At 73.7% G+C, this 25,286-nt stretch carries 16 protein-coding genes and 5 pseudogenes; 13 read left to right on the top strand and 8 right to left on the bottom strand.

All coding sequences use genetic code 11. From position 1 onward, the window contains the following. Both D3105_RS24895 and D3105_RS24890 read left to right on the top strand, forming a co-directional pair. Positions 1-765, top strand: a 765-nt coding sequence (locus D3105_RS24895) for a GNAT family N-acetyltransferase (protein ID WP_118905270.1), incomplete at its 5' end; no start/stop codon positions are given. Next, positions 762-1,670 carry a lysophospholipid acyltransferase family protein gene (locus D3105_RS24890; protein ID WP_118905269.1) on the top strand — a complete coding sequence of 303 codons (909 nt, stop codon included), beginning with the start codon at positions 762-764 and terminating at the stop codon, positions 1,668-1,670. The genes D3105_RS24895 and D3105_RS24890, both read left to right, overlap by 4 nt. Here the strand turns inward: D3105_RS24890 and egtD are convergent. The 4 genes and pseudogenes from egtD to D3105_RS24870 all read right to left on the bottom strand — a co-directional run bounded on the left by egtD (position 1,613) and on the right by D3105_RS24870 (position 5,771). After that, positions 1,613-2,553: pseudogene (gene egtD / locus D3105_RS24885) on the bottom strand (L-histidine N(alpha)-methyltransferase). The gene D3105_RS24890 and the pseudogene egtD sit on opposite strands and share 58 nt — an antisense overlap. Beyond that, a complete protein-coding gene (locus tag D3105_RS24880; protein WP_118905268.1) occupies positions 2,550-3,140 on the bottom strand; it encodes a class II glutamine amidotransferase in 591 nt (196 codons plus the stop codon). The pseudogene egtD and the gene D3105_RS24880 overlap by 4 nt, the downstream one beginning before the upstream one ends. Further along, on the bottom strand, positions 3,140-4,576 hold the full coding sequence (gene egtB / locus D3105_RS24875; RefSeq protein WP_206272882.1) for an ergothioneine biosynthesis protein EgtB: 1,437 nt from the start codon (positions 4,574-4,576) through the stop codon (positions 3,140-3,142). The genes D3105_RS24880 and egtB overlap by 1 nt, the downstream gene beginning before the upstream one ends. After that, positions 4,573-5,771, bottom strand: a pseudogene (locus tag D3105_RS24870) (glutamate-cysteine ligase family protein). Before D3105_RS24870 ends, egtB begins: the two are co-directional and overlap by 4 nt. Before the next feature lie 146 nt (positions 5,772-5,917). On the opposite strand from D3105_RS24870, the gene D3105_RS24865 reads away from it, so the two are divergent. Continuing rightward, positions 5,918-6,700, top strand: coding sequence for a TIGR02452 family protein (locus D3105_RS24865; protein ID WP_118905267.1), 783 nt, complete (start codon positions 5,918-5,920; stop codon positions 6,698-6,700). A gap of 22 nt (positions 6,701-6,722) precedes the next feature. Here the strand turns inward: D3105_RS24865 and D3105_RS24860 are convergent, their stop codons facing one another. After that, positions 6,723-7,103 carry a type II toxin-antitoxin system PemK/MazF family toxin gene (locus tag D3105_RS24860; RefSeq protein WP_118905266.1) on the bottom strand — a complete coding sequence of 127 codons (381 nt, stop codon included), beginning with the start codon at positions 7,101-7,103 and terminating at the stop codon, positions 6,723-6,725. 145 nt (positions 7,104-7,248) lie between these two features. On the opposite strand from D3105_RS24860, the pseudogene D3105_RS24855 reads away from it, so the two are divergent. Continuing rightward, positions 7,249-8,237 (top strand): annotated as a pseudogene (locus D3105_RS24855) (LacI family DNA-binding transcriptional regulator). 54 nt (positions 8,238-8,291) lie between these two features. After that, a complete protein-coding gene (locus D3105_RS24850; protein ID WP_118905265.1) occupies positions 8,292-8,570 on the top strand; it encodes a hypothetical protein in 279 nt (92 codons plus the stop codon). Here the strand turns inward: D3105_RS24850 and trxA are convergent. Continuing rightward, entirely contained in the window at positions 8,564-8,968 is a 405-nt protein-coding gene (gene trxA / locus D3105_RS24845; protein ID WP_118905264.1) for a thioredoxin, read from the bottom strand. The genes D3105_RS24850 and trxA overlap by 7 nt on opposite strands. A gap of 125 nt (positions 8,969-9,093) precedes the next feature. Between trxA and D3105_RS24840 the strand changes: the two genes are divergently transcribed. Beyond that, positions 9,094-10,539: a dihydrolipoyl dehydrogenase family protein gene (locus D3105_RS24840; protein ID WP_118905263.1), complete on the top strand. Its 1,446-nt coding sequence runs from the start codon at positions 9,094-9,096 to the stop codon at positions 10,537-10,539. 34 nt (positions 10,540-10,573) lie between these two features. Here the strand turns inward: D3105_RS24840 and D3105_RS35475 are convergent, their stop codons facing one another. Beyond that, the gene (locus D3105_RS35475) at positions 10,574-10,945 is read right to left on the bottom strand and encodes a hypothetical protein (protein WP_240647007.1); all 372 of its coding nucleotides are present in this window, start codon (positions 10,943-10,945) and stop codon (positions 10,574-10,576) included. A gap of 539 nt (positions 10,946-11,484) precedes the next feature. On the opposite strand from D3105_RS35475, the gene glgA reads away from it, so the two are divergent. Both glgA and glgC read left to right on the top strand, forming a co-directional pair. Continuing rightward, a complete protein-coding gene (gene glgA / locus D3105_RS24830; protein WP_118905262.1) occupies positions 11,485-12,648 on the top strand; it encodes a glycogen synthase in 1,164 nt (387 codons plus the stop codon). A 36-nt stretch (positions 12,649-12,684) separates the two neighbouring features. Further along, the gene (gene glgC / locus D3105_RS24825; RefSeq protein WP_118905261.1) at positions 12,685-13,902 is read left to right on the top strand and encodes a glucose-1-phosphate adenylyltransferase; all 1,218 of its coding nucleotides are present in this window, start codon (positions 12,685-12,687) and stop codon (positions 13,900-13,902) included. Here glgC and D3105_RS24820 read toward each other — a convergent pair. Further along, positions 13,887-14,168, bottom strand: a pseudogene (locus D3105_RS24820) (MFS transporter); the annotation flags it as partial. The gene glgC and the pseudogene D3105_RS24820 overlap by 16 nt on opposite strands. Before the next feature lie 215 nt (positions 14,169-14,383). On the opposite strand from D3105_RS24820, the gene D3105_RS24815 reads away from it, so the two are divergent. The 5 genes and pseudogenes from D3105_RS24815 to D3105_RS24795 all read left to right on the top strand — a co-directional run. Continuing rightward, the gene (locus tag D3105_RS24815; protein ID WP_118905260.1) at positions 14,384-15,163 is read left to right on the top strand and encodes a S1 family peptidase; all 780 of its coding nucleotides are present in this window, start codon (positions 14,384-14,386) and stop codon (positions 15,161-15,163) included. A gap of 248 nt (positions 15,164-15,411) precedes the next feature. Beyond that, on the top strand, positions 15,412-16,272 hold the full coding sequence (locus D3105_RS24810; RefSeq protein ID WP_118905259.1) for a DUF4132 domain-containing protein: 861 nt from the start codon (positions 15,412-15,414) through the stop codon (positions 16,270-16,272). Then, complete coding sequence (locus tag D3105_RS24805; protein WP_118905258.1) at positions 16,269-21,461, top strand: hypothetical protein; 5,193 nt, start codon at positions 16,269-16,271, stop codon at positions 21,459-21,461. Before D3105_RS24810 ends, D3105_RS24805 begins: the two co-directional genes overlap by 4 nt. Then, positions 21,458-22,693, top strand: a complete 1,236-nt coding sequence (locus tag D3105_RS24800; RefSeq protein WP_118905257.1) for an ATP-binding protein — start codon at positions 21,458-21,460, stop codon at positions 22,691-22,693. The genes D3105_RS24805 and D3105_RS24800 overlap by 4 nt, the downstream gene beginning before the upstream one ends. A 3-nt stretch (positions 22,694-22,696) precedes the next feature. Continuing rightward, positions 22,697-25,286: pseudogene (locus tag D3105_RS24795) on the top strand (DUF5682 family protein); the annotation flags it as partial.

Raw genomic sequence — 25,286 nt, 5'->3', positions numbered from 1 at the left:
ACCCCCGCCCCCGAGCCCGCCGCCGCTCCGGAACCGGCCTACCGGGTCTCCCTCGCCACCTCCCAGGAAGACGTACGCGCGGCCCAGCGACTGCGCCACCTGGTGTTCGCCGGGGAGCTCGGAGCCCGGCTGGAAGGGCCCGAACCCGGCCTGGACAGCGACGCCTTCGACGCGTACTGCGACCACCTGCTGGTCCGGGAGACCGCCACCGGGGACGTCGTCGCCACCTACCGGCTGCTGCCGCCGGAACGGGCCCGCATAGCCGGACGCCTCTACGCGGAGAGCGAGTTCGACCTCAGCAGGCTCGCCCCGATCCGCGACGACCTCGTCGAGGTCGGCCGCTCCTGCGTCCACCCCGCCCACCGCGACGGCGCCGTCATCGCCCTCGTCTGGGCCGGACTCGCCCGCTACATGGAGCGCAGCGGCCACACCTGGATCGCGGGCTGCTGCTCCCTCCCGCTGGCCGACGGCGGCGCGTCGGCCGCCCGCAGCTGGAACACCGTACGCGCGGGACACCTCGCGCCCCAGGAGTACTGGGTCACCCCGCACCGCCTCTGGGACTCCTCCGCGCACGGCCCGGAAGCCGGCTCCCGGGCCGACCTCCCGCCCCTGCTGCGCGGTTACCTCCGGCTCGGCGCCCAGGTCTGCGGAGCCCCGGCGTACGACCCCGACTTCAACGTCGCCGACCTGTACGTCCTGCTCTCGCTGCGCCGGACCGACCCGCGCTACCTGCGCCACTTCCTCTCCCTGGCCCCGCTGCGATGAGCGGCTGGCTGCCCGCCGCCCCGTGCACCCCGGACGGCTGCGCCCGGCACACCGGGGCCGTACGCGCTCCGCTGCCCGCCGCGCTCCTTCTGCTGTCCGGCTGTGCCCTGGTCCTGCTGGGAGTGGCCTGCGTCCCGCTGGTCCGGCTGCTCGGGGCCGGACCGCGGCGCCGGCTGACCCGGCGCTGGGCGCGTGCCGTTCCGCGAGCCTTCGGCGTACGCGTCCTGGTCCGGCACGCGACGGACCGCGGCCCAAACGGCGGCGAACTGGTCGTCGCCAACCACATCTCCTGGCTCGACATACCGCTGGTCGCGTCCGTACTGCCCGGCCGGATGGTCGCCAAACGCGAGATCCGGTGCTGGCCGCTCCTGGGGTCCCTCGCCGCGCTCGGCGGCACCCTGTTCATCGACCGCGACCGGCTGCGCGCGCTGCCCGCCGCCGTACGGACCATCGCGACGGCTCTGCGCTCCGGCTCCCGGGTCGTGGTGTTCCCCGAGGGCAGCACCTGGTGCGGACGGGGAGGCGGCGGCGCGTTCCGGCCCGCCGTGTTCCAGGCGGCGATCGACGCCCGGGGGACGGTCCGGCCGGTCCGCATCTCCTATCGCGCCTCGGCACACCGCACCGCCGACCACTGGTCGGGTCCGGGCGCGGGCGCCGTCGCGTTCGTCGGGGCCGACCCGCTCGCCGCCTCCCTGTGGCGGGTGGTGCGGGCGGCCGGGCTCACCGCCCACATCGACGTGCTCGCGCCGATCCCGGCAGACAGCGAGGACGGCCGCCGCGCCCTGGCCCGCAGGGCGCGAACGGCCGTCCTCGGCCCCGAAGAGCCCCGCCGGACCGGCCGGTCCGGTCAGACCGCCGTGGCCAGCGACAGGGCGAACCGGCCCGCCGAGTCCGTCCACCACTGAGCCAGCCGCATCCCGGCGGCGGCCAGCTCCTCACGGACGTCCTCCTGCCGGAACTTCGCAGACACCTCCGTACGCAGCTCCTCACCGGCCTCGAACGGCACCACGAGGTCCAGCTCCCGGATCTTGACGCTCAGGGCCCGTCGGGCCCGCAGCCGCATCTCGATCCACCGTTGTTCCGGATTCCACACCGCACGGTGATCGAAGCCGTCGAGCGGAAAATCGGCCCCCAACTCGCGGTTGACGACGTTCAGGACGTTCTTGTTGAAGGCAGCCGTCACCCCGGCCGCGTCGTCGTACGCGGCCACCAACGTCTCCTCCTCCTTGACCAGGTCCGTGCCCAGCAGCAGCGCGTCACCGGGGGAGAGCAGCGCGCGAACCGACCGCAGGAACGTGGCGCGCTCCTCGGGCAGCAGATTGCCGATCGTGCCGCCCAGGAACACCACCAGCCGGGGTCCCGGCGTCCCCGGCAGGACAAGGCCGGTGGTGAAATCCGCGATCAGCGCGTGGACGGACAGACCGGGGTGCTCGGCGAGCAGCGACTCGGCCGCCCCCGTCAGCGCGCTCTCGCTCACGTCCACCGGGACGTAGGAGTGCAACTCGGGGAGGACCTCCAGGAGATGGCGGGTCTTCTCGGACGACCCCGAGCCCAGCTCGATCACGGTCCTGGCCCCCGAAGCGGCGGCGATCTCGTCGGCCCGTGTCTGCAGGATCTCCCGCTCCGCGCGGGTCGGGTAGTACTCCGGCAGCCGGGTCCGCGGGCGTCGTAGAACCACTTCGGCGGCAGCGTCTTGGGATGCCGGGTCAGGCCGCTGAGGACATCGGCGCGCAGCGCCGCGTCCGTCGCGTCGACCGGGAGGGTGCGGGTCAGCGAATAAGGACTCACGCGGGGGGCTCCTTGAGCGGGGTGAGCAGGACGTCCGATGCGGTCGCGACCAGCAGGGTGCGGTCGGGGACCTCGCGCCAGAGCGGGTCGTCGTCGTACGGCTCCGAGGCGACCGCGGTGCGGCGGCCCGGCTCCGTGAGGTACCAGAGGGTGTCGCCCCAGGCGGTCGCCGTGATGGTGGCGCCGTCGGTGAGCAGCAGATTCAGCCGGGAACCGGGCGCGGCGGCCGCGACCTCGCGGACCGTCTCCGCGACGGCACGCGGCACATCGTCCCCGGCGTCGGTACGGTGCCGGATCAGCGCCCAGACCAGCGCCGAGTCGTTCCGGGCGGCCAGCGACAGGAGCTTCTCGGCGGGCAGGGCGGCGGCCGCGCCCGCGAGCGACGCGGGCCAGGGGCCCTGGCGGCGGTAGCGTCCGGGTGCCGGGTCCCCCTCCGCGTACCAGCCGACGCCGAAACCGTCCGCGTTGACCGTGCCGTAGCGCTGGCGGCGCGGCTCCCAGGACTGCCGCACCAAGGAGTGCGGCGGCCGCACGAGCACCTCGCCCAGCGTCACCGGCTCGCCCACATAGGCGATATGGCGACACATCAGGCATCCCTCGCCGTGCGGAAACCGGCGAAGATCTGCCGCCGCACCGGAAGGTCCCAGTTGCGGAAGGTGCCCCGGCAGGCGACCTGGTCCACGGCGAACGACCCGCCGCGCAGCACCTTGTGCCCCGGACCGAAGAACACTTCCGAATACTCGCGGTAGGGAAACGCCACGAACCCCGGATAGGGCAGGAAGTCACTGGCGGTCCACTCCCACACATCGCCGATCAACTGCCCCGCCCCGAAGGGCGACCGGCCCAGCGGATACGCCCCGGCCCGCGCCGGACGCAGATGGCGCTGCCCCAGATTGGCCCGCTCCGGCGTCGGATCCTCGTCGCCCCACGGATAGCGCCGCGACCGGCCGGACACGGGGTCGTGCCGGGCGGCCTTCTCCCACTCGGCCTCCGTGGGAAGCCGCCGCCCCGCCCAGCGGGCGTACGCGTCCGCCTCGTACCAGCTGACGTGCAGCACCGGTTCGTCGTACGGCACGGGCTCGGTCACCCCGAACCGGCGGCGCAGCCACTGGCCCGCGTCCCGCCGCCAGAACAGCGGTGCGGACAAGCCGTGTTCACGGACCATGGCCCAGCCCTCGGGCGCCCACCAGCGCTCGTCCCCGTACCCGTCGTCCTCGATGAAGCGGAGGTACGCGCCACAGGTGACCGGGGAGGCGTCCAGGTGGAACGCCGCCACGTCGCGCCGGTGCGCGGGGCGTTCGTTGTCCAGAGCCCACGGTTCGGCGGAGGTCCCCATCGTGAACGGGCCCTCGGGGATGAGGACTTCGCTCGGGATCACCTCCCTGCCGACGGGCTCGGGAGGAGTGGGAGGCGCGGGCGCGGTGAGTGCCGCCGGTCCCGCCCGCAGCTGATGGGTGATCAGCATGGTCTCGTCGTGCTGCTGTTCGTGCTGGGCGATCATCCCGAAGGCGAACCCGGCCCGCTCCAACGGCCCCCCGCCCTCGTGCAGAGGCGTGCCCTCCAGCAGCTCGAGCGCCCGTCCCCGTACGTCTGAGGCGTACGTCCGGGCCTCGGCGGGGGCCAGCAGCGGCAGCGAGGGGCGCGAGGCGCGCGCGTGCTCGAAGGCGTTGTACAGCCCGTCGATCTCCGGACGCAGCGCCTCCCGGCCGCCGACGGCGCGCAGCAGCCACTGCTCCTCCTGGTTGCCGATGTGCGCCAGGTCCCAGACCAGCGGCGACATCAACGGGGAGTGCTGGGCAGTCAGTTCGCCGTCGTCCACACTGTCGGTGAGCAGCGTGGTGCGGTCGCGCGCGGCCAGCAGCGCATCCAGGGCGCGCCGCCGCAGGACCTCCGGATCGACGCCGGACGCGAAGGGGAAACCGGCGGCTGCGGGGCCGGAGACCTGGGTGGGATCGAACGCGTCGGACAGCTCACGCGGCTCGGCCCCTTCGTGGTGCTCTTCGTATCCACGGTGCTCGCTCATGCGGAGGCCGCCTTCCGGTCGGTCAGCAGGCTCGGATCGGTGAGGTCGTCCGGCTCCGGCAGATCGTCGGCCGGACACCGGCCCCGGGCGACATAGCGGTCGGTGAAGGCGGCCACCGTGTCGCGCACGGCATCACTCGCGCCCATCCGCTCCAGCGCCGGAAGCGCCGCCCCGAAGCAGGTCATGGCCACGGCCCGCAACTCCGGATCGGCGAGACCCTCGCGGGCGGCGGCGGTCCAGAGCGGATTGCGCGGGGCGGCAGACGCGCCCGCCGTCTCGGCCAGCGGCTTCACGGCCCGGTACACCGTCTCGGCGGCCTCCGGGTCGTCGAACAGGGCCGTGGCGACGGCCAGCGGCACCAGCCACCCGTCGGTCCCGCTCTGCGCGTCGATCATGCGCAGTTCGAGATGGCCGCGCGGCCGGACCGGCGGGAACAGCGTGGTGAGGTGGTAGTCGAGATCGGCCTGCACCGGCGGCCGGGGCGACCCGGTGCGGATCCACTCGCGGAAGGTGAGCCCCTCGGGGACGTCCCACGGGCCGCTCTCGCACCGGATGCACAGCACGGTCGTGTCCAGGACATGGGCGGCCCAGGCCTCGCGAGGCGCGCGCCCGGTGCCCGGGGCGAGCGTCCGGCCCGGGTCGAGGTCGGCCCACAGCGACTGCCGGGTGGAGGACCAGCCGGTCCGGCGGCCGTGCTGGAACGGCGAATTCGCGAACGCCGCCACCAGCACCGCGCCCAGCAGATGCGCGAGCTGCCAGCGCCGTCCGTACCCCAGAGGCCCCGGCTCCTCCTCGCCCGTCATCGCCCGCCCGGCCGGCCCCGAGCGGTCCAGCGCGGCCTCCATCGCCTCGTAACGCGGCTCCCGCAGTCTGCGGTGCGCGGTCTGCCACGGATCGACGCCGAGCCCCACCGGCGCGAGCCCCGCCGCGCCGAGCGAGGCACGGACCGCCGCCAGATCGGCCGCGGTCGTCGCGACGCACTCCATCAGCGAACCGGCCGGCTGCGAACTGAGCTCCAGCTGCCCGCCCGGCTCGAACGTCAGCGCGGCGCTCAGGGGCAGCGCGCGGACCGCCTCGAAGGCGCTGTCCAGCCGCTCCTGGCCGACCGGGACGTCCGGACGCTCCCGGTCACGTCCGGGCGCAGCGGGGTGGCGTCCGGGCGCGAGCCGGTCGCGCCGGGAATGTCCAAGGCCATGAGGGCCTCCTTCTCAGCTGCCTGCCTACCAGCCAAACCCGTACCCGGAGATCGCACAAGGGTGCCCCCGAGCCAGGAAAATCCGATTGCGCCCAGGCCGGGTTCCCCGTCAGCATGCCCCGTATGCACCACACGGGGGAGCGCCGGTGAGCGCGCGGCTGCGCGGGATCGCGCGCGAGACGGAAGCAGTCGTCGAGGCCGGACGGTATCGCAACGCAGCAGGTCAGGACGTGTCCATCGAACGAGCGGTGGCCGCCGCACGCTCCGGCACCCGGCTCTACGGACCCGATCCGGTGCCCGTGGCCGCTCTGGACACCGACCGCACCCCCCACATCGAGGTCACCGCCGAGAGCAGCCTCGCCGCGGCCCGCCGGATGACCGGCGAGGCCCCCGGCCGGGTCGCCGTCCTGAACTACGCCTCGGCCCGCAACCCCGGCGGCGGCTACCTCAACGGCGCCCAGGCCCAGNTCCTGCGGGCCCCCGAGTACTACGCGCACCACCGTGCGGAGCGCAGCGCCTTCTACACCGACCGGGTGATCCACTCGCCCGGTGTGCCGGTCTTCCGCGACGACCGGGGCCGCTTCCTGGACGCCCCGTACACGGCGGGATTCCTCACCTCGCCCGCGCCGAACGCCGGAGTGATCCGGCGGCAGACCCCCGAGGACGCCCACCGAGTCCCGGCCGCCCTGGCCTCCCGCGCCGAACGGGTCCTTGAGGTCGCGGCCGTACGCGGCTACCGCAGGCTCGTCCTGGGCGCCTGGGGCTGCGGAGTCTTCCAGAACGATCCGGGGCAGGTGGCGGAGGTGTTCCGGGCGCTGATCGGCGAGGGAGGCCGGTTCGGCGGCCACTTCGAGCAGATCGTCTTCGGGATCCTCGACCGGAACCCCGACTCCGCCGTCCGGGCCGCCTTCACCCGGACCTTCGCCTGACCCGGAGCCCGCCCCAGGGCGCTCAGCTCCAGCCGTACCGCTCGCGCAGCCGTCCGACGACCCGGTCGAATCGCTCCAGGTCCAGCGCGCACGCCTCGCGGCGCATCCCGTCCTCGTGGACCCGCAGCACCCGGTCCAGATCGGCCCAGGACGGCCGCCCCGAGCTGTCCCAGGGGCCCGCGCCCAGTGCCACCCACTCGTGGTCCCGGTCGTGCTGCTTGCTGGAGAGCTGGACGGCGAGCGAGCTGGACGGGGGGTCGGGATCGCCGTCGCGATCGGGGGCGTAGGAGGTGCGCACGGAACCCACCTCGGTGGGGTCGGCCTGCACCGTGGCGGTCGGCCCGCTGCTGCCGGGCACGTCAATGGGGTTGTCGGAACGGTAGGCGCTGTCGTGGAACGTCATCACCACACCGTAGAACCCCTGGCCCCGGATCCCGGGAGGGGGGCGGCGGACGGGAACGTCGGGGCGGTGATCCGGCCACCGTGACCGGACCTGCGGGCCCCGGGCCGAAACCCACTCCCACGGGTCTGGAAGACTGCCCGACGCCATGAGCCAGTTACCCAAGCAGCCCGCCGAAGTCTCCGTCCCGACCAGCGCCGATGTGGCCCGCCTCGCCGGAGTGTCCCGGGCCACCGTCTCGTACGTGCTGAACAACAACGCCACCGTCCGGATCAGTGATCCCACCCGACGCCGCGTCAGGGAGGCCGCCCTCCAACTGGGTTACGTGCCGCACGCGGCAGCCCGCAGCCTGCGCGCCGGACACAGCCGCATGGTCCTGCTGCCCTCCGGCCACATACCCGGGGGCCCGCTGCACCAGTACTTCTTCGAAGAACTCCAGTCGGGGCTGCGCCGACTGGACTACACCGTCGTCCAGTACGGCAGCGTCGGTCTCACCGCCGACGAAGCGGCCACGGCCTGGGCCGAACTGCGGCCGGTCGCCGTCGTCGTACCGCCGGGTATCGCCCTCACACCGCACGGCACGGGCATCCTGACCCGCTCCGGCGCCAAGGCGGGCACGGCCTGGTCATGGACCAACGCCGGGTCGGGGAGTGCGCCGTGGAACACCTGCTGGCCCGCGGCCGCCGCCACATCGGCGTGGTCATGCCCCAGGAGCCGTGCCGCGAGTCATTCTCCGAAACCCGCCTCGCCGGCGCCCTGCGCGCCGCAGAAGCCGCGGCGGCCCGCATCTGCCCGCTGCCGCTGCGGTACGAGGAGGAGTCAGCGCAGCTGCTGGCCGCCCGCTGGTCGGAACTGGGACTCGACGCGGTGTTCGCGTACAACGACGAGTACGCCATGCTGATGATGCGGGCCCTCCAGGACGCCGGAGTGGACGTGCCCGCCGACACGGCGGTGATCGGCGCGGACGACTCCCTCATCGGCAGGCTGCTGCGCCCCCGGCTGAGCACCGTCCGGATGGAGCTGGCCATGCCGCAGCCGCTGGCGGAGACGATCGACCGCATGGTCCACCACCCGGGCGGGCCACCGGTCCACCACGACCTGCTCCGCACCAGCGCCGTTCACCGGGAATCCAGCTGAGAGCCTCCAACGCCAGACATGCGCGGCGCGCGGCGCATGTCTAGCGTCGGAGGCATGAGCCATCCGCAGAATTACGAGCTGCTCCTGATCCCCGACCACAGCCGGACACGGTCCGGAGCCCCCGGCCGGCCGATCCGGTCCGCGGTCGTCGCCGCCACCGGCGAGACGGGGGCCTCGGGCTACCCCCGATACGCCGGCGAGGGCATGGAGGCCGACGTCGATCCGGAGACCCGGACGGTGGAGGCCGTGCTCATCGACGGCGAGGAACTCGACTACGGCATGTCGGTCCGCGTCGCCGAAGCCGAGGGCGAGCGCCGGCCGGGCGGCTACTGAGCCTCGGGCTGCCCCTGCCCCTGCCCCGCCTCGGCCGCCCGCTTCTGCTCCTCGACCGACTTGCGGACCTCGTCCATGTCCAGATTCCGGGCCTGTCCGATGACGTCCTCCAGCGCTGCCTCGGGCAGCGCGCCGGGCTGCGCGAAGACCGCGACGTTGTCCCGGACGATCATCAGCGTCGGGATGGAGCGGATATCGAAGGCCGCCGCGAGCTCCTGCTGCGCCTCGGTGTCGACCTTGGCGAAGACCAGGTCCGGGTGGCGTTCGGAGGCCGAGTCGTAGACCGGCGCGAACTGTCGGCAGGGGCCACACCAGGAAGCCCAGAAGTCGATCAGGACGAATTCGTTGTCGCTGACGACCTGATCGAAGTTTTCCTTGGTGAGCTCGACGGTGCTCATGCTGGGGATACCTCTTCCTGTGCCCGTGGGGTCCTGTCGGTCCTGTCCGGCACAACGGTGACTGCACTTGCGCTATTCCGCCTGCCCATGTGGCCGGTGCGCACACCCACGAGGAGACTGTTCCCATGACTGACGCAGGCAAGATCTCCGAAGGCTCGTCCTACGACGTAGTGGTCATCGGCGCGGGGCCCGTGGGCGAGAACGTGGCGGACCGGGCCCGCGCCGCCGGGCTCACCACGGCGGTGGTGGAATCCGAACTGGTCGGCGGCGAATGCTCCTACTGGGCCTGCATGCCGAGCAAGGCGCTGCTGCGCCCCGTCGTCGCCCGGGCCGACGCCCGCCGGGTGCCTGGACTGAGCGCCGCCGTGCAGGGCCCCCTGGACGTGGGGGCCGTCCTCGCCCACCGGGACGAGGAGACGAGCCACTGGAAGGACGACGGCCAGGTCGCCTGGCTGGAGAGCGTCGGAGCGGACGTGGTCCGCGGTACGGGCCGGCTCACCGGCCCCCGGGAGGTCACCGTCACCACCCCCGACGGCACGGAGCACCGGTTCACCGCCCGGCACGCCGTCGCCGTCTGCACCGGCACCCGGGCCGTCGTGCCCGCCCTCCCCGGCATCGAGGAGGCCCGCCCCTGGACCAGCCGCGAGGCCACCAGCGCCAAGGAGGCCCCCGCCCGGCTCGTGATCGTCGGCGGGGGAGTCGTGGGCGTGGAGATGGCCACCGTCTGGCAGGCGCTGGGCTCCGAGGTGACCCTGCTGATCCGGGGTGGCGGACTGCTCCCGAAGATGGAGCCCTTCGCGGGCGAGCTGATCGCCGACGCGCTCACCGAGGCCGGGGCCACGATCCGTACGGGCGTCTCCGTCACGGCCGTGCACCGCCCCGCCCCCGACGGACCGGTCACCGTGGAGCTGGACGCCGGCGACCGCATCGAGGCCGACGAGATCCTCTTCGCCACCGGCAGGGCCCCGCGCACGGACGGCCTGGGCCTGGAGACCGTCGGCCTCGAACCCGGCTCCTGGCTCACCGTGGACGACAGCTGCCTCGTCGAGGGCACGGACTGGCTGTACGCGGTCGGGGACGTCAACCACCGCGCCCTGCTGACCCACCAGGGCAAGTACCAGGCCCGGATCGCGGGCGCGGCGATCGCCGCCCGCGCCGGGGGGACCCCCCTGGACACCGCCCCCTGGGGCCCCCACGCGGCCACCGCCGACCACGCGGCCGTCCCCCAGGTCGTCTTCACCGACCCCGAGGCCGCGTCCGTCGGCCTGACCCTCGCCGAGGCCGAACGCGCCGGCCACCGGGTCCGCGCCGTCGACTACGACCTCGCCTCCGTCGCCGGCTCCGGCCTCTACGCCGACGGCTACCGGGGCCGCGCCCGGATGATCGTGGACCTGGACCGCGAGATCCTGCTCGGCGTCACCTTCGTCGGCCCGGGCATCGGCGAACTCCTCCATTCGGCGACGGTCGCGGTCGCGGGGGAGGTCCCCATCGCCCGCCTGTGGCACGCGGTTCCGGCGTACCCGACGATCAGCGAGGTGTGGTTGCGGCTGCTGGAGACGTTGCGAGGGTAGGCGCTGCCGCGGAGCAGCGACCCTTGAGGGGTACTCAGTGCGCGGCGACCGTGTACGCGGGGAGCGAGCGGTTGCCGCGCGGCTTGGCGACGGCCTGGAGAACGTCTGTCCCGCTCAGGACGGGCTGTCGCAGCGGCTCGGGCAGCGCGGCCATACGCTCCCGCGTTGCGGTCAGGGCCTGGCAGGCGGCGATGTCCCGGTCGCCATCCTGCAGGTCTTCGGTGTCGACCGGTCGCCACCCGTCTGCGGTCCAGCCGGGCTCCAGCGGGAGCCGCAGCAGCACCTCGCGGGAGAAGAGCGTGCGAACGTTGCCCTGGCCGTGCGACCTTGCGGCCTCGATCTGCTCCTGGATCAGCACGGCGAGAAGGTGCGCCAGTTGGTCGTCGGACGCAGGGGTCAAGTCCATTCGGTGAACCACAGAGGGCCGGCTGAGAGCCGGGCTGCCGATGCTCCGAGGTGACAGGTGACCCATAGGAGGGTTCGGTCACTTCGGTGGCCACCACATGCCCGGTGGGTCCCACTGCATCTGCGAGGGCTGCCGTCATGTCGCCTCGACCGCAGCCGAGTTCGAGGACGGCTGAGCCAGGCGTGATGCCTCAGCTCGCCACGATTCCCGCGCGGTGACGCGTCTGGTACAGCTGGATGCCCGGGCCGTGATCTTCGGCGGCCATGCTTACCGCGAGCGAGGGAGCCTGGGCGCGCAGATCGGAGTGATCCACGGAGTCCTTCGTGATGCTCGACAGGTCGGGCAGGCGGGCGGAAGCGGATTCTCGACGACCCGACAGGACGGAGCGAGCGATTGGGCGACACGCCCTTCCCGGCGGGCGAGATCACTCAACGCGCGGTGTCTGCGCATCACGTTCCACAGCTGGACCGCTTTTCCTGCGGAGGCATGTGAGTGGCCATCAGGGGCAGTACTTCATCGACGACCCGAGGGGGACAGACGTGAAGGTGGGACTGCTGAGCCGGGAGTACCCGCCGGAGGTCTACGGCGGCGCCGGTGTCCATGTCGAGTTCCTGGCGAAGGAGTTACGCGCGCTCACCGATCTGCAGGTCCATTCCTGGGGTGAGGGGGCCTCGGCGGGGGTGATCCGGCACCGGCCCGGCCGGGAGCTGGACGGCGCCAACGACGCGTTGCGCGCCTTCTCCGTGGACCTGTCCATCGCCGCCGCGCTCGAAGGCCGCGACCTCGTGCACTCGCACACCTGGTACGCCAACCTCGCGGGCCACCTCGCCGGACTGCTGTACGGCATCCCCCATGTGATGGCCGCCCACTCGCTGGAGCCTCTGCGGCCCTGGAAGGCCGAACAGCTCGGCGGTGGCTATGCGTTGTCCAGCTGGGCCGAGCGCACCGCCGTGGAGTCCGCCGACGCGGTGATCGCCGTCTCGCACGGAATGCGCGCCGATATCCTCGGCTGCTACCCGCAGGTGGATCCCGACCGGGTCAGGGTCGTCCACAACGGCATCGACACCCACCTGTACCGGCCCGCTCCCGGAGTCGACGTACTGCGCCGGCTGGGTGTCGACCCGGACCGCCCCTTCGTCCTGTTCGTCGGCCGCATCACGCGCCAGAAGGGCGTCCCGCACCTGCTGCGCGCAGCCCACCGGCTCGATGCCTCGGCGCAGTTGGTGCTGTGCGCGGGCGCGCCCGACACTCCGGAGATCGAAGCCGAGTTCCGCGAACTCGTCGGCGAACTGGAGAGTTCGCGCGACGGGGTCCACTGGATCCCGGACATGCTTCCGCGGCGCGACGTCATCCAACTCCTCAGCATGGCCGCCGTGTTCGTCTGCCCTTCCGTGTACGAGCCGCTGGGCATCGTCAATCTCGAAGCGATGGCCTGCGGCACCCCGGTGGTCGCCTCCGCGGTCGGAGGCATCCCCGAGGTCGTCTCCGACGGCGGTACGGGACTGCTCGTACCGTACGACGCCGACGAGCCGGCCCGGTTCGAGGCTGATCTCGCCGAAGCGATCAACCAGGTGCTCGCCGACCGCCCGGCGGCGCAGCGGATGGGGGAAGAGGGCCGCGAACGTGCGGTGCGCGAGTTCGGCTGGGACAGGGTCGCCCGGCGGACGCTCGAGGTGTACGAGGAGATCGTCAAAAAGGTGTAGCCGGAAACGGTTCGGTGTTTCAGGGGGGGAGTGGCCATGCGCGCTGGACCTTCGGTGCTCGGGATCGTCCTTGCGGGAGGCGAGGGCAAACGGCTGATGCCGCTGACGGCCGACCGGGCGAAACCCGCGGTGACCTTCGGCGGAACGTACCGGCTGGTCGACTTCGTCCTGTCGAACCTCGTCAACGCCGACATCATGAGGATCTGCGTCCTCACCCAGTACAAGTCCCACTCGCTCGACCGCCATGTGACCACCACCTGGCGGATGTCCAGTCTGCTCGGCAACTACGTCACGCCCGTCCCGGCCCAGCAGCGCCTCGGCCCGCGCTGGTACCTCGGCAGCGCGGACGCCATCCTGCAGTCGCTCAACCTCGTCCACGACGAACAACCGGACTACATAGCCGTGTTCGGAGCCGACCACGTCTACCGCATGGACGCACGCCAGATGCTGGAGCGGCACATCGAGAGCGGCGCCGGCGTCACTGTCGCCGGTATCAAGGTGCCCCGTGCGGAAGCCTCCGCCTTCGGCGTCATCAGCCCGGCCTCCGACGGCTCACGCGTGAAACGCTTCCTGGAGAAGCCCTCCGATCCGCCCGGCCTGCCCGACGACCCGGCCAAGGTCTTCGCCTCGATGGGCAACTACCTCTTCTCCACGAAGGTTCTCGTCGACGCCCTCCATCAGGACGCCGAGGACGAGAACTCCGTCCACGACATGGGCGGATCCATCCTGCCCATGCTCACCGAGCGCGGGGCCGCGCACGTCTACGACTTCGACGACAACCACGTACCGGGCGAGACCCAGCGCGAGCGCGGGTACTGGCGGGACGTGGGTTCTCTGGACAGCTACTACGAGGCCCACATGGACCTCATCTCCGAGCAGCCGCTGTTCAGCCTCTACAACCAACGCTGGCCCATGTACACCCACGCGAGCCACCAGGCCCCGGCCCGTTTCGTCTCCGGAGGCATCGCCGGCGAGTCGATCGTCAGCCCGGGCTGCGTGATCCGTGGCCAGGTCACCGGGTCCGTGCTCTCGCCCGGTGTGATCGTCGAGCAGGGCGCGGTGGTCCAGGGCTCCGTGCTGCACCACGGTGTGCGCGTCGGCAGGGGAGCGGTGGTGCGCAACGCGATCCTCGACAAGAACGTCGACGTCCCGCCCGGGGCGACGATAGGCGTCAACCCCGAACGGGACCGCGAGCTCTACACCGTCTCGCGCAACGGCGTGATCGCCCTCGGCAAGGGTCAGGTGGTGTCGTAGGGGGTGGTGGCCTCCGCGGGTGTTGCCTCCTCCACACTGCGGGAGTCCGTGAGGCTCAGCGCGCCGACCGTCGCGATCACGCCGACGGCGAGTACGGCGTAGGCGATCCGCTCGCCGTGGAAGGAGGCGACGAGGCCGCTGCTCCACACGCCGGCCGGAAGCCGGGTGGTGACCAGCGCGGCGATCAGCGTGCCGACCGCGGCGGTGCCGACGCTGGTGCCGACCTCCTGCGCGGTGTCGTTGAGCGCGGTGCCCATCGAGGTGCGGGTTCCGAGCCGCACTGGATCTGACCCTGGCGGGGCTGCGCCTCCAGGCCGACGCCTGAACGAGTCTCGCGCGCGACTGTTTGGCCGAAAAGTGTGCCTTGCGGTGAGGGTTTCCTGTTCCTGACAATCGGATCGCTTTGACGGGTGCATGACCAGATCGGGAACGCGCCCGTGTCGTGGTTCCCCCAGCAGCCCCCCACGAAAGAAGGCGGTCCGTGAAGCAACTCCTGCGTGCCCTCAAGAGATGTTCCGTCGTCGTCGCCACCGTCGCCATCGCCGTCGTCGGCCTCCAGCCCGTCACGGCCTCGGCAGCCCCCAACCCCGTTGTCGGCGGAACCCGCGCCGCCCAGGGCGAGTTCCCCTTCATGGTCCGGCTCTCCATGGGCTGCGGCGGCGCCCTGTACGCCAAGGACATCGTCCTCACCGCCGCCCACTGCGTGAGCGGATCGGGCAACAACACCTCGATCACCGCCACCGGGGGCGTCGTCGACCTCCAGTCGTCCAGCGCGATCAAGGTCCGCTCCACCAAGGTCCTCCGGGCCCCCGGCTACAACGGCACCGGCAAGGACTGGGCGCTCATCAAGCTCGCCCAGCCCATCAACCAGCCCACGCTGAAGATCGCCACCACCACCGCGTACAACCAGGGCACGTTCACCGTCGCCGGCTGGGGCGCCAACCGCGAGGGCGGCAGCCAGCAGCGCTACCTGCTCAAGGCCAACGTCCCGTTCGTCTCCGACGCCGCCTGCCGCTCCGCCTACGGCAACGAGCTCGTGGCCAACGAGGAGATCTGCGCCGGATACCCCGACACCGGTGGCGTCGACACCTGCCAGGGCGACTCCGGCGGCCCGATGTTCCGCCGGGACAACGCCAACGAGTGGGTCCAGGTCGGCATCGTCAGCTGGGGTTACGGCTGCGCCCGGCCCGGCTACCCGGGCGTCTACGCCGAGGTCTCGACCTTCGCCTCCGCCATCGCCTCCGCGGCCCGCACGCTCTGACGCCGCGTTCCACCACCGTTCGATCGCCCTCGGGTGATCACGGCTGAACCACCCCCGGGGGGTGCCCGTACGAACGGGCACCCCCCGGACCCGTCCCCACGGACGACTGCGCTGACCCGGGGCTCCGGACGCATTGTCACTGGGGCCGCCTAGAGTCTCTCCCAATCGTCACGGTGCGTTGCCGTCGACGGGATTCATCAGCATGCCGCCACGGCGGCGGCTGTCCGGCACGACGGGGAGAACAGCGCATGGGGTGGGTTCCGGCGGGCGACTACGAAGTCGCTCTGGAGGCGGGCAAGGTGGTCTGCCGCAACGGGAAGGGCCGACGGCTGAAGTCCGTTCCGGCGAAATTGAAGGACGATCCGGCGGTCGTCGGTCTCCGGCAGCTGACCGAGTGGCTGGAGCGCCACGAGCAGCGGTGCCTGAGCGACGTCGAGCAGTGGATGGTGCGTTCGCTGCCCGTTCCCACCGCCGTGCTCGCCCGGGTCTGGCCCGATCCGGCGTGGCAGGCGGCCCTGCGGGACGTCGTGGTCACCGGCGCGGACGGCGGGGTCGCCGGGTTCCTGCGCGACGTCGATCCCGAGCGCGGCCTCGGCCTCGTCGACCTGGACGGCGACACGGTCCGCATCACCCCGGACACCGTCCATGTGCCTCACCCCGTCCTCCTGGAGGACCTCGACGAACTGCGGGAGTTCGCGGTCGAACTGGAAGTCCGCCAGAACGTCGAGCAGCTGTTCCGCGAGGTGTGGCACCGCCCGGCCGGCCTCGCCCCGGACACCACCTCCGTGGACACCTACGCCGGCGGCGTCTTCAAGGAACTGCGCTTCCTGCACGGCCGCGTCACCCAGCTCGGGTACCGGTCGCGCGGCGGCTACGCGGTCTGCCCGGTCGTCGAGGACGGCGTCGGCGTCGAGGCGCGCATCTGGATCGGCGAGCACGACGGATACGACGCGTACGACACCGAGACGGGCCCCCTGGGCTGGACCGACGCCTCGGGGCGCGCGCTGACGGCGGCCGAGGTCGGCCCCGTCGCGTGGTCCGAGGGCATGCGCATGGCGGCGGCGCTCTACGCCGGACGCGACGTGGAGGACGAGGAGCGGGCGGCATGAGCAACACGGCGAACACCGAAGCGAACACGGCGGCACCGGGCTCGACGGCCCTTCCCGCCCAGAACCGGGGCCGCAGCGCCGCCGCCCTCGCCGCCGAGGCCCGCGCGGCGAGCCTGCTGGACGCGGGAGCGATCCTCCCGGCCGGGACCACCGAACGGGACGACGCCGACACGCTGACCGCCCGCACCTACACGCACACCGCCCTCGGGGACCGCCCCGTGGTCCGGCTCGTCCCGGGCACGCTCGGCGAGGCCGAGGACCTGGCCCTGGAGTTCCTGGGGCTGGCCCGGACCACCGAGGCCCCCGTCGTCGGGCAGGTCCGCCGCGAGACGCTGGGCTTCCCCGCCTGGGCCCTGGTCAACGACCCGGCCAACGGGCACCACGCCCTCGCCCTGGTCAAGGACATCGAGCGTCTCGGCCGGCAGGCCAAGACCCGCGCCGGTGCCGCCAAGGAGGGCTTCGACGAACTCGGCACCCGCCTCGGCCGTGCCGTGCCGCACTTCCTCCCCACCTACTACGAGCAGGTGGCCCGACTCTTCCTCCAGGCCGAGAACGCCACCTACGCCGCCTCCTTCTTCGGCAAGGCCCGCGAGGCCGAGCGGGTCCACGGCCTGGTCGTGGACGAGGACCGGCAGCGCGCCGTCTTCCTGGAGTTCGCCCTCGCCGGCGCACTGACCGTCAAGGCCCTGCGCCAGTACGTGCGCGACCTGGTGGCCCGGCTCGCGCCGGCCGACGCCTGGGCGCAGTTCCGCCGCCTGCTGGTCGAGCGCTGCGCCGCCGGGATGCCGCCGTACGCGGCGCTGCCGCAGGACGTACGCACCCTGGTCAAGGCCGCCGGACTGGACCGCGAGAGCGCCGAACGCGAGCTGGTGGCCGACCTGATCGGCTCTCCCGGAGTCGTCCGCGCTCCCGCCTCCTTCTGGGAGACCTACGGCTCCGCGCTCACCGCCCTCGCCCGGGCGGACGCCTCCGTACGCGCCCGGCTCCTCGGCTTCTTCCCCGAGACCTTCAGCGAGAACGGGCGCGACAGGGACGGCGAATCCGGCTGGCTCGCCCTGCTGGCCGAGTCCGGCGCGGAGGAACTGCTGACCTCACTCCCGGCAGCAGACCCGGCCTCCGCCGACTCCGCGGACGCGGCCGTCTCCCCGGCGGACTGGCTCGCCCGCTGGGAGGCGTACCGACGCCGCAACCGGGCCACCTCGGGCCGCAGCCCCCGCACCCTGGACCTCACCGCCCGGATGACGGACCGGCTGCGCGCCGACGGACGCCCCGTCGAACTGTTCCAGGGCCGCTGGCAGCCCACGGCCGACCTGGACCTCCTCGACCTCTGCCTGGCCTCCGGCGTCCCCGTGGCCGAGCCGCACGACGAGGACACGGGCCGTGGCCACGGGCGGTCGAACGGCTTCGCGCTGGGACAGTGGCTCGCCGCCGACGAACCCGGGCAGCGGGATCTCGCCGCCGTCGCCGCACACCCCGGCTTCCGCGACCTCCTGCGCCGGAACGTCGGCGGCCTCGGCGACCGGCGCGGCCAGCGGCTGAGCGACGCCGGGATGGCGAAGGTGGCCGCGCACCCGGTGCTCTCCGTGCTCCTGCGCGAGTGGCTGACCGGCTGCGCCGAGGAGTACACCGCCGCGCGAGGGCTCCCCGGGCTGCGCACCGCCCTCAACAAGCTCTCGCCGTTCCGCGCCGTCGTCGGGGACGTCGCCCCGGAGGCCGCGCGCCTGCTCGAAGAGCACGACGTCGTGCCCCTGCTCGTCTCCACCCTGCGCACGGGCGTCCTCGACGAACTGGGCTGGCCCGCGCTCGACGAGACGTACACCGAGCTGGCCGCCGAGGCCGCCACCGCATCGCGGCGGGGGAACAACCGGTCGCAGAACGTCGGCGTCACCGGCGCCTGGCCCGCGCTGATCCTGAGCACGCCGGAGCGGGCCGTCGTCGTCGGCCCGGAAGGCGTTCTGCTGCGGCACACCCTGCGGCTGCCCCCCACCACCGATCAGTGGCGGACACCCGCCTTCCGTTTCGTCGACGGCGAGTTGCTGGTGATCTGGTGGGAGGACGGCAAGCAGCACGGCTACTGGTCGCACCGCCCCGCCGAGGTCTTCACGGTCGCCGGCGAGCAGGTCCCCCGCTGGGGCCGCCCCACGCTCACCGACGAGGTCTCCGTACCGCTGCCCGGCGGCGGCAGCGCCACCGGCGGCAAGGCCCTGAACGCGGGCGACACCACCCTCCCGCCCCAGCGCGCCGTCCTCGCCGACGGCACCGGCCACTGGCGGGAGGGCCACCAGGGCACCCAGCAGGTGTGGCTGGAGTACGACCCGGTCAGCGGTACGCACGGCCGCGCCTCCCTCCCCGCCTTCCTCCGCTCCGGGGTGCAGGACGGCACCCGCCTGCTCGCCGAGCACTGCCAGGTGCTGCCCCTCCAGCCCGGCCTGGACACCACCCCGTTCGGCACGGACGGCACGGTTCTCGGCCGCTGGGTCCGCCGCACCGCCACCGAGCCCGGCACGGCCGCCCCCGCGGACGGGGGCCGGATCGTCGCCGGTACCCCCGACGGCCACACGGTCACCCTGCCCCACCCGCTGCCCGACGGCACCACCGCGGTGCCGCTCGGCGCCCTCACCCTGCCCGGCGGGTCGCGGCCCGCCGTGGTCCTGCGCCACCGGTCCGTCGAGGCGCACCCCGCGGACACCGACGGCACCGGCGGAGGCCTGTGGTCCGTCGGCACCGACTCCTCCGGCGGGAACGACGCGGCGGGTACCCCCTACGTGCCTCCCGCCGTCTACTGGCACGCCCTGCGCCCGAGGGACGAGCAAGGCTCCGCCGCCCTGCGGACGCTGACGGACGCCCGGGCCCATGAGCTGTTCGACGAGGTCGCCGCCGCGGTCGTCCGCCACCTGAAGGCGTTCCGGGCGGTCGAGGAGTACACCGGACCCTCGTCGCGGGAGATGAGCGAGGAGGCCGTCGCCCGGATCCTGCCCGAGGTGTCCGACGTACGCCTCCTCGCGGGCGTCACCGCGATCGTGCGGAACGCCGTCGACCGGGCCGTCGCGGTCGCCCAGTACCTGGAACCGCCCGCCCCCGCGCAGCCGGCCACGCCCCGGAACACCGCCCGCACCCAGGGCATGTTCTTCGACCACGAGCCCGAGCACGGCGACGACACGACCCTGCGGGCAGCCACCGCCTGGGGCCCCGAGCAGATGCGCGGCACCTGGTGGGGATCCGGCCGCCGGTGGACGGCGATCCGGCAGATCCTCGCCGTCAACCACGTCCTCGGCGGTGAGCCGGCGTTCGGCCCGCCCACGCCGTCGAAGGTCCCCTTCACCACCGTCGAGGGCTGGCAGCGCGACGAGTACACGGTGCCCGGGGTATCCGTCACCTGGACCTCCCTCCTCGACAAGCTGCCCGAACTGGCCTACCGGTCCGCGTCGGAGGCCACCTCCGCCGAGCACCGCGCCGGGCTCCTCGTGCTGCTGGAAGCGCTCGCCGCGGGCCCGCTGGCCGACCCGGCGGGCACGGTCCGGCGGGTGGAGCTCGTCGAACCGCTCGACACGGCCGACCCTGGGCGGAACGGACGCCCCGAGGCCGTGCACCGTCTGGGCCAGGTCCTGCGCAAGGGCCCCCGCACCGTCGTGATCCTGGCCGACCACGGCCGCAACTCCCGGGACGACGCGGCCCGCTGGCTCGCCCTGGACCACGACCCGACCGGAGCCTTCGGACCCGTCCCCGGCTTCACCCTCGACCGCGAGCACGTCTACCGGCAGGGCATCGCCCGCGACCGGCTCACCCGGCTGACCGCCCTGGTACGCGACAAGGGCCCGGCGCCCTGGCGTCCGGAAGCCGCCGAGGCGTTCCACACGGCCACCGGAATCGGCCCCCTCCAGGCCACCGCGCTGCTGTCGGCGGCCGTCGAGGAGCCGGGCGCCGAGGCGCTGGCCCTCCTCGGCGCGAAGACCCGCGCCTTCGAGACGGCCCAGGACCGGCTGGACGCCCTGCCCCGCGACGAACTGCACACCGTGGTCCGGGCGCTGCTGCCCGCGGACCCGGCCGAGCTGTGGTCCACGGGTCCCGACGTCCGGGCCGCCGCCGAGACCTGGGGTCAACTCCTGGGCTCCCTCGTCCGCGTCCCCGAGGAACTGGACCTCGACCTCAGCGGGGCCACTGCCGCCTCCGTCGACCTGATCCTCAACGCGGGCACCCGCAACTGGCTCGCCCACGGCACCCCCGTACCGGACGGCAGCGCCCGCCCGGCCCTCCACCGGGTCAGCGCGCGCGGCGCGGTCGCGAACGCCCTGACCGCCCTGCGCACCCTCGCTTACACGCTGCCGTACGGACACCCCCTGCGGGCCCACCTGCCCATCGGCCTCGCAGCCCTGCGCAACCGCCTCGCCGACCCGGGACTGGTGCTGGACCTCGGTCTGGACTGGACCGAGTCGGGGACCTCCCTCGGCACCGCGATCCGCGCCGCCCACGCACTCCCCGAGTCCGGCGGTGCCGAGGCGGACGGTCTGGTCCGGGCCGGTACGGCGCTGCTCCTCGCCCCCGGGTACGGCGACAGCGAGAAGCTGCTGATCCGCCCGGCGGGCCTGGAGGGCCCCGACGATCCGGCGTTCGGCCTGGCCGAGGGCACCGTCGGCCCTCACCGCACCGGCGACCTCCTCGCCCTGCGCGCCCTGCTGGGCGAGGAGACCGACGCCCTGGCTTCGGCGGGCGCCCCCGACGGCCCCGCGCACCACCCGGCCCAGGACCCGACACGCACGGTGCCGGAGCTGGTGGCCGAGGCGGCCGCCACCCTCGCGCTGAGCGCGGACGCCGCCGCCCTCTACTTGATGCTGCTCGCCCTGCCCGACCCCACGGACCGCAACTGCGCCCGCTGGACCGAGTGGAAGCCGGCCCGGATCAAGAAGGCCCGCGCGGAACTCGCCGCCACCGACCTCGTCGTGGAGGCGAAGCGCTCCCGCGCGGGCCGCACCCTGTTCCTTCCCTGCGGCTGGCTCGAACGCGGCGCCCCCGGGCTGCCGCTGGAGACCTGGAAGGAAAGCCTGTACCCCGTGGCGGGGTCCGCCCGGACCCTGCCCCACCTCCCCCTGCCCATGCTGTACGCAGCGGCCTGGGCACGGGTCCGCGGCGGCGACGCCCCCGCCTTCGAAGAACTGAACACCCGCGCCACTCGGAAGGGCCGCCGCCGATGACGAACGACACCACGACCACCCCGGACAGCACCATGCCGGGCAGCACTGCCGGAGGTGTCCCTGGCCAGGCGTCGGCGCCCCGCCAGGAGCCACGGCAGATCACTCTGCCCGAGGACCGGTACGCCACCGAGCTGGCCTTCCTCGCCGCGTACGACTCAGGCCCCCGACCGCCCGGCTGGCTGCTCACCCCCCGTGCCGTCGTCACCTTCGTGATGGGCAGCGCGGGAGACGCCCTGAGCCTGCCGAAGGGGGCCCGGCCCGCAGCCGGAGTGCCGCGCCGTCTGGTGATCGAGCAGAAGTTCGTCGGCGAACGCGCCCTGGTCGAACGGTGTGTGGTCACCCTCGCCGGGGAACGCGGGCTCCTCCTCGTCGGCGAACCCGGCACCGCCAAGTCCATGCTCTCCGAGCTGCTGTCGGCGGCCGTCTGCGGGACCAGCGCGCTCACCGTGCAGGGCACCGCGGGCACCACCGAGGACCAGCTCAAGTACGGCTGGAACTACGCGCTGCTGCTCGCCCAGGGCCCCACCGAACAGGCACTGGTGCCGTCCCCGGTCCTCACCGCCATGACCCGGGGCGCCGTCGCCCGCGTCGAGGAGGTCACCCGCTGCCTGCCGGAGGTCCAGGACGCCCTCGTGTCGCTGCTCTCCGACCGGCGGATCGCGGTGCCCGAACTGGCGGGCGGCGACGGCGCCCAGGTGCACGCGGCCCCCGGCTTCACCCTCATCGCCACCGCCAACCTCCGGGACAAGGGCGTCTCGGAGATGTCCGCCGCGCTGAAGCGGCGCTTCAACTTCGAGACCGTGGGCCCCATCGGCGACGTGGACGCCGAGACCGCGCTCGTCCGGCGCCAGTCGCGGGCGGCCGTCGAACGCGTGGGCGCCGCCTACCAGGTGGACGACGCGGTCCTCGAAGCCCTCGTCACCGCCTTCCGCGACCTGCGCGACGGCCGCTCCGTGGAGGGCTGGGAGGTCGAACGCCCCTCCACGGTGATGAGCACGGCGGAGGCCGTCTCCGTCGCGGGCTCCCTGGGCCTGGCCGCCGCCTATTTCCCCGGCGACCGGGACGTGCTCTCCCTGCTGCCCGGCCATCTGCTCGGCGTCGTCCGCAAGGACGACCCCGCCGACGCGGCACGGCTGCTGGGGTACTGGGACGGGCCGGTGCGCAGGCGCGCGGAGCAGGGTTCGGCCACCTGGCGTGCGCTGTGGGACCTGCGCTCGGTGCTGGAGAGCTGACGGATGAACGAGTCGACCATGGCCGGGGCTTCCGCCGAGGCGCCGCCCGCCGCCGGCGTGCCCGCCGGTGCTCCCACGGGTCCCGTGGTTCCGAGGCGGGGTCCGGCGGGCGGACCGGCCACCGCGGAAGCCGCGGTGAAGGCCCTCGCGGCGGCCGGTCCGGGGGAGCCGTTCCTGATCGGGGTGCGCCACCACGCGCCCTCGTTGGCTGCGGCCCTGCCCGCGCTGCTGGACGCGGCGGCCCCCGACGTCCTCCTCGTCGAACTGCCCGCCGAGTTCCAGCCCTGGCTGGGCTGGCTCGCCCACGAGGAGACCGAGGCCCCGGTGGCGCTGGCCGCCGTGCCCGCCGACGGACCCGGAGCCGGTCCGGCGGGTGAACGGGGCCCGGCCTTCTACCCGTTCGCGGACTTCTCGCCCGAACTGGTCGCGCTGCGCTGGGCGGCGAGGAACGGCGTCCCGGCCGTGGCCTGCGATCTGCCTCTGGCCGACCGGGCGTGGGCGGAGGGCCACGACGGAGCCCCCGCCCCGGTTCCCGGCGCCGTCTCCGCACCCGTGCCGGGGGAGGGGGACGGGCTGTCCGCCGCGCTCCGGTCCCGGCTCACCGGCCGGGACGGCGACGACCTGTGGGACCGCCTGGTGGAGGCCCAGGCGCCCGGCTCGACACCCGAGGCACTCCGCCGGGCCGCCCTGCTCACCGGTTGGGCGCTGCGTCACGAGGCCGAGGCGCGGGGCGTGGTGCACGGCACGGACCTGGTACGCGAGGCGTGCATGCGCGGACATGTCGCGGAGGCCCTGGCGAACGGCCGGCGGCCCGCCGTGGTGGTGGGTGCGTTCCACACCCCGGCGCTGTTGCGGTCAGGGGCGAGCGCGGTCGGGGACGCCGACGGTGCTGCCGCGTGCACGGTCTCCCTGATCCCGTACACGTACCCGCTGCTCGACTCCCGCTCCGGCTACCCGGCCGGCATCCGGGACCCGGAGTGGCAGCACACCGTCCTGGAGGCCGCCGGGGACCCGGCGGCGCTGCACGAGGCGCTGGTCCGCACCGCCGTGCGCCTCTGCGCCGCCCTGCGCGAACAGGGCCACCCCTNACGGTGCTGGGGCGCGGCGAGACCTACGGCACGGGCCGCGCCGTCGCCCAGGCCCTCGAACGTGTGCTCGTCGGAGCCCGCACCGGACGGCCCGCACCCGACGCTCCGCGCAGCGGACTGAGCCCCGCCGTCGAGGCCGAGACCGCGGCGCTCGCGCTCCCCGGGCCGGGGGACGCGCACGAGAAGGCACCGCGGGACCTCCGCCTCGACCCGGCACGCTCCGCGCTCGACCGTCGCCGCGAACTGCTGCTGCGCAGGCTGACGGTGTGCGGCATTCCCTATGCACAGGAGCAGGAGGTGACGGGTGCGGCGGGAGGTGAAGGGCTGACGACACGCTGGCGGGTGCGGTGGACCCCGGCGACGGCCGCGATGCTCACCGCGGCCGGGGCCCGTGGCGTCACCCCGGCCCAGGCGGCCGAAGGTGTGTTGCGGCAGCGCCACGCGGCCGAGCGCGCGGAGGGCGGCCCGACGGCCGCCCAGGTCGTCCGCGGCCTCGCGGAGGCGGCCGCATGCGGGCTGCCCGCTCCTGCCGACGACCGGCTGGCCGAACTCGCGGCCGTGCTTCCCGCGAGTGGCACCCTTCCCGAACTCCTCGCCGGGCTCGACCTGCTGGACCGCATCGACGCGGGCCATCTGCCGGGCCTGACCGAGCCCGACGGCCCCGACAACCGGCCCGACGGCTCGCCGGAAGAGCAGTCCGACGCTCCCGGCGGGCAGTCCGACGGCCCTGCGGTGGCCCCGGCCGCCGCCGACACCACCAGGGCCGCCCGTACCGCGCACGCGGCGGAACTGCTGACCGCTGCCGCGGTGCGCCAGGTCGAGGGCCTGACCGGCTCCGAGAAGCCGGAGGACGCCCGTGCCCTGCTCGAACTGGCCCAGAGGGCCGACCGGTTGGGTGGCATCCGGCTCACCGACGCCCTCGCCCGGCTGGCTGCCGACGGCGCCCCGCTGATCGCCGCGGCCGCCGGAGCGGTCAGGGTGCTCGCCGGCCACGAAGTGGCCGGGGCCTTCGGGGAACGCGTCGCCTCCTGGGTGGACGGAGCCGTGGACAGCGCCTCCCGGGCCACGCTCACCGCCCGCCTCTCCGGCGTCCTGACGGTCGCGGGCCCGCTTCTGACCGTCGGTTCCGGTGCCCTGGACCCGTTGCTGGACCGGGTCGTCGAGCTGGACGACGCCGCGTTCCTGGCCCGCCTGCCGGCCCTGCGCGGTGGCTTCGACACCCTGAGCCCCGCGGCCCGGGACCGTCTGCTGGGTACCGTCGAGGAGCGCCTGGGCGAGCGGGTGGACGACCTCCACGCCGACGATCCGGCCGAGCTGGCCCGCCGTACGGCCGCCGACCTCGCGGCCCGGGAGCTGCTGACCGGACTCGGCCTGCCCGTCCCGTCGTCGCCGCACGACGGCCGGGTCCCAACGCCGTCCGACCACTTTGCCGCAGCTGCACCCCCGGCCGAGGCGAACCCCGCCACGGCACCCCCCACCGAGGCGGCCCTCGTCCCGGCGCTCCC

Origin of the sequence: Streptomyces globisporus, from assembly GCF_003501885.1 — a bacterium.
Taxonomy (GTDB): domain Bacteria; phylum Actinomycetota; class Actinomycetes; order Streptomycetales; family Streptomycetaceae; genus Streptomyces; species Streptomyces globisporus_D.
Note: the sequence above shows the minus strand (reverse complement) of the source record. Positions and strands in the feature narration are given on the sequence as shown.

Coding starts and splice junctions, on each gene's coding strand:
- D3105_RS24890 (WP_118905269.1), top strand. CDS start 762: ATGAGCGGCTGGCTGCCCGCCGCCCCGTGCACCCCGGACGGCTGCGCC.
- D3105_RS24880 (WP_118905268.1), bottom strand. CDS start 3,140: ATGTGTCGCCATATCGCCTATGTGGGCGAGCCGGTGACGCTGGGCGAG.
- egtB (WP_206272882.1), bottom strand. CDS start 4,576: ATGAGCGAGCACCGTGGATACGAAGAGCACCACGAAGGGGCCGAGCCG.
- D3105_RS24860 (WP_118905266.1), bottom strand. CDS start 7,103: ATGACGTTCCACGACAGCGCCTACCGTTCCGACAACCCCATTGACGTG.
- D3105_RS24850 (WP_118905265.1), top strand. CDS start 8,292: ATGAGCCATCCGCAGAATTACGAGCTGCTCCTGATCCCCGACCACAGC.
- trxA (WP_118905264.1), bottom strand. CDS start 8,968: ATGAGCACCGTCGAGCTCACCAAGGAAAACTTCGATCAGGTCGTCAGC.
- D3105_RS24840 (WP_118905263.1), top strand. CDS start 9,094: ATGACTGACGCAGGCAAGATCTCCGAAGGCTCGTCCTACGACGTAGTG.
- D3105_RS35475 (WP_240647007.1), bottom strand. CDS start 10,945: ATGGACTTGACCCCTGCGTCCGACGACCAACTGGCGCACCTTCTCGCC.
- glgC (WP_118905261.1), top strand. CDS start 12,685: ATGCGCGCTGGACCTTCGGTGCTCGGGATCGTCCTTGCGGGAGGCGAG.
- D3105_RS24810 (WP_118905259.1), top strand. CDS start 15,412: ATGGGGTGGGTTCCGGCGGGCGACTACGAAGTCGCTCTGGAGGCGGGC.
- D3105_RS24805 (WP_118905258.1), top strand. CDS start 16,269: ATGAGCAACACGGCGAACACCGAAGCGAACACGGCGGCACCGGGCTCG.
- D3105_RS24800 (WP_118905257.1), top strand. CDS start 21,458: ATGACGAACGACACCACGACCACCCCGGACAGCACCATGCCGGGCAGC.